Here is a 3,832-nt window from a genome sequence, read left to right as displayed (position 1 = left end):
ATACTAATGTTAAGGGAAGGGATTTATTATGGATTGTTCAAATGAAAATAATATAAATTACCCATTTTTAAATAAATATTCTTGTCCAGTTGAAGCTATGGTTGAGGTGATTGGTGGAAAATGGAAAGGTGTTATTTTGTATCATTTATTAGATGGGAAAAAGAGGTTTAATGAATTAAAAAGATTAAAACCTAATATCACACAAAGAATGTTAACACTGCAGCTTAGAGAACTTGAAGCAGATGGCATCATACATCGTGAAGTATACCGTGAAGTGCCACCTAAAGTAGAATATTCGTTAACCGAGCTTGGTGAATCACTTCGTCCAATGATTCTATTAATGATGGAATGGGCAACTCATAATATGGAGAAAGTTTTGGAGAGTAGGAATGCACAAAATAAAAGTTAATAGATGAAAGTGGTATAGTAGAGAAGGATATGAATTTTTCTTAAATTGGTAGTGAAATTAGAAAACCATATATTATTAAAATAGGTAATTGGATGTTAAAGCTTTGTAAGATTAAATTGAGTATAATTATTTTATGTAAACTAATTGCCCGGTTATCTATCAAATGAAAAATCTATGTATCGTTGATATAGTGTAAATTATGATAGATATATTCGGAAAATCGTTAATATAATTTCACTTATGAAGGTGTTGTTCATTAAGGGAAAAGGGCTGTCATGCGCGGACAGCCCTTTTTTGTTTACCTGATTTACATTTTGAGAATACTTCACAGTCATAACGTAGTAGGCGTAGTAAAATATTTATTCAATGTATTATTTTTCAAAGAAGTAAGCGGAACCTTCATCTCACTACCTTCCTTCATATTCCGCAACACAACAGTGTTTGTACTAAGTTCGTCTTCCCCAATAATAAGCACATAAGGGATATTCTCTTTATTGGCATAATTAAGGGCACGTTTTAATTTGCGTCCTGCTAGTTCGAGTTCGATTTTTAAGGAAGTGGTAGAACGTAATTGCTGGGCAATTTGTAAGCATTGTAATTCTGTCCCGAGCGGGATGATAAATAGATCCGCTGTAGATGAGATTGTTTCTTTCTGCGATAGTGCTGCATAAATAACGTCTAAACCGAATGAAATACCGACTGTTGGATAGTTCATACTATCACCACGGAATGCTCCGATAATGTTATCGTAACGGCCGCCGCTACCTATGCTAGATGTAATTGAGCCATCTTTTAGGAAGATTTCATATACAGTACCTGTGTACATTGTCAGTCCTCTTGCTAAAAACGGATTGAATATCGTATTTTCATTTATTCCGAGAGCGATTAAATATTGCTGTAATTGTTGCAATTCGTTTACGCCATCGGCAACGAGTTGGTTATTGAAAGCTTCTTTAAAGTCAACAATTGTAAGCTTTAGACAAGATAATACAGTATTACATATTGTATCAGCCATTTCTTCAGAAATTCCGCGCTCTAATACATCTTTTCGTACACCATCAATCCCAATCTTTTCGATTTTGTCTAATGATAAAATGACGTCATTTGTTAATTCAGTAGGGATGTTAATGGCCTGAAGAATACCATTTAACAATTTTCGGTTATTATATTGGATCGATATCTCTAAGTTTAATGTTCGGAACAGCTCAAACGCCATGCTCATGAGTTCCGCTTCAGCCATGACTGATTCTACACCGACAATATCAACGTCGCATTGTATAAATTCACGAAATCTTCCTTGTTTAATTGGCCCATCTCGAAATACTTTCCCAATTTCATAACGTTTAAAAGGGAGGCGGATGTTCTGGTTCATTGCCACAACTTTTGCGAATGGAATAGTTAAATCGTATCGTAAGGCAATATCACGTTTTCCTTGATCTTGAAGTGTATATATTTCTTTTAATATTTCATCACCACCGCCGTACTTGTAAGACATAAGCTCATACATATTTAACGTCGGCGTTTCTAAAGGTTTGCATCCGTATCGTTCAAACGTATCTTCACAAGCTCTTTTAATTTTATTTCGCAGCACTTGCTCCTCTGGTAAATAGTCTTTCGTTCCTTTTACATTTCTCATTTCCATCATAATCACTCCTTTTTTAAATTAAAAAAAGCTATGCAGGTATAAAAATACCCACATAGCTTTATGAACGCTTCGTGGGTCAACAGGAAAAGCCCTGTACCCACGAAGAAAAATTTTTCTTCGGATACACGGCGTTACGTATGATGATGAAGTTGGAAAGAAGTATTAACATTTCGCATGACAAACCTCTCCTTAACATAAGTTTTTCCAAATTATATCAGATGATTTTTGAATTATCAATATTTTTAGTTTTGAAATATACGTGAAGTTATGTAGGAGAAATGGAAAAGGGTGTATAATAAAACTTAATAATATGAAATAACCTTTTAAGGAGAACGTTATGAAAAAAGATAAAACAAATGCGATGCGAATATTAGATAAAGAAAAAATTGAATATTCGATGATGTCATATGATCCAGACGATGGAAAAATTGATGGCGTAGCAGTAGCCGAGAAAATTGGACGAGAAGTGAGAGAAGTATATAAAACGTTAATCGCTCAAGGGAATAGTAAAAATTATCATGTGTTTATTATTCCGGTAGATGAGGAACTAAATTTAAAAGCTGCCGCAAAAGCAGTAAGTGAAAAGAAAATTGAAATGATTCCTGTTAAAGATATTACGAAAGTGTCAGGATACATTCGCGGCGGTTGTTCACCAGTTGGAATGAAAAAGCTATTTTCTACATGTATTGATGAAAGTGCCCAATCACTTGAAACGATGATTGTAAGTGGAGGGAAAATCGGTATACAAATTGAGCTTAAAGTAGATGACTTGGCGAAAGTGACGAGAGCGCAGTTTGGTGAGGTAACGAAGTAATGATACATAGGAAAAGAAGTTCTAGTTTTATCCCGCTATTTGCCGGGCAGTAAGACCCTCATCTCAAATTTCAGCGGAAGCAAAGAAATTAGGTGGGGATCAACTGCCCGTAAAAGCCCGATTGGTGAGGGCTGATTAAAGTTTCACTTTATTGAATTTAGATAATAATTTATAGGATAGTTAGTCCGTTATGGGGCTGATTATCCTATTTTATTTACAAACTGGATAAAGATTGAATGTTTAGTTTGATATAGGCATGTAATCTGAATTGTTTGTTTGGCTTTGGGAGAAGGTAAAACCTCGATGCAAGAACTTGAAATAAACAAGCAGGGTTTATTCTTAAAGATAGACAAAGAACAGGAGAGTGTTTTAATGAGGAGTCAAGAAATATCCATAAGAAAGCACAAATTGGGGGATGCCAGTATTTTTGAAAAACACGTTAATAGTATGCAAGATTTTATACAGTTTTTTGGCTAATCCAGTAACAAACAAGAGCACTAAAACCGCGTTAGGATAGGAATGTATAAAATATGTATAGATTCATAGAACTAAAAAAGGGTTCACTTGTGAGGCAGGGTTGTCCTTTTTCCTCGCTAACGATAATGATGGGTTATGTTAACCTCATATGTATAGAATATACAGTTAACTAAAAATGAAAAGTTTACAATTGAAAATGAACAATAAAAAACAGTAATGTAAAATCATTACTGTTTTTTATTGTTTCTTGTAAGTGAATCATTTGTACTCCTGTCTATATAATTTAAACGAATAAATAGCTCCAATAAAGAATACAAAAGCTTCAAATAATATAAAGATTTGACGGAAATTCTCAATATCTTTACCAACTAAAGAAATAAATATAGCATTCATTAGAATTTGAGTAGTAAACATACGAGAAGTAATTTTTAAATAAATAGTATTTGTTCTTTCAACCGGTTTACCAATTTTTTTGTAAATAATAATA

5 protein-coding genes are annotated in these 3,832 nt (G+C 33.6%); 3 read left to right on the top strand and 2 right to left on the bottom strand.

All coding sequences use genetic code 11. The features are described from left to right. The first annotated feature begins 28 nt into the window (after positions 1-28). Complete coding sequence (locus tag ABWK52_RS05410; protein ID WP_000340650.1) at positions 29-409, top strand: winged helix-turn-helix transcriptional regulator; 381 nt, start codon at positions 29-31, stop codon at positions 407-409. Positions 410-740: 331 nt separating this feature from the next. Here ABWK52_RS05410 and ABWK52_RS05405 read toward each other — a convergent pair whose 3' ends face one another. Further along, the gene (locus ABWK52_RS05405) at positions 741-2,054 is read right to left on the bottom strand and encodes a histidine--tRNA ligase (protein WP_340637779.1); all 1,314 of its coding nucleotides are present in this window, start codon (positions 2,052-2,054) and stop codon (positions 741-743) included. Between the two features lie 337 nt (positions 2,055-2,391). Between ABWK52_RS05405 and ybaK the strand changes: the two genes are divergently transcribed. Both ybaK and ABWK52_RS05395 read left to right on the top strand, forming a co-directional pair. Continuing rightward, positions 2,392-2,868: a Cys-tRNA(Pro) deacylase gene (ybaK, locus tag ABWK52_RS05400; RefSeq protein WP_098507737.1), complete on the top strand. Its 477-nt coding sequence runs from the start codon at positions 2,392-2,394 to the stop codon at positions 2,866-2,868. A 303-nt stretch (positions 2,869-3,171) separates the two neighbouring features. Continuing rightward, positions 3,172-3,345 carry a hypothetical protein gene (locus ABWK52_RS05395; RefSeq protein ID WP_176519897.1) on the top strand — a complete coding sequence of 58 codons (174 nt, stop codon included), beginning with the start codon at positions 3,172-3,174 and terminating at the stop codon, positions 3,343-3,345. 258 nt (positions 3,346-3,603) lie between these two features. Here ABWK52_RS05395 and ABWK52_RS05390 read toward each other — a convergent pair. Further along, the coding region (locus tag ABWK52_RS05390; RefSeq protein WP_353771887.1) for a 6-aminohexanoate hydrolase at positions 3,604-3,832 on the bottom strand (229 nt) is incomplete at its 5' end.

The sequence above is a fragment of the Bacillus sp. AP50 genome (assembly GCF_040492675.1).
GTDB lineage: Bacteria > Bacillota > Bacilli > Bacillales > Bacillaceae_G > Bacillus_A > Bacillus_A cereus.
This window is presented reverse-complemented; position numbering and strand designations above follow the sequence as displayed.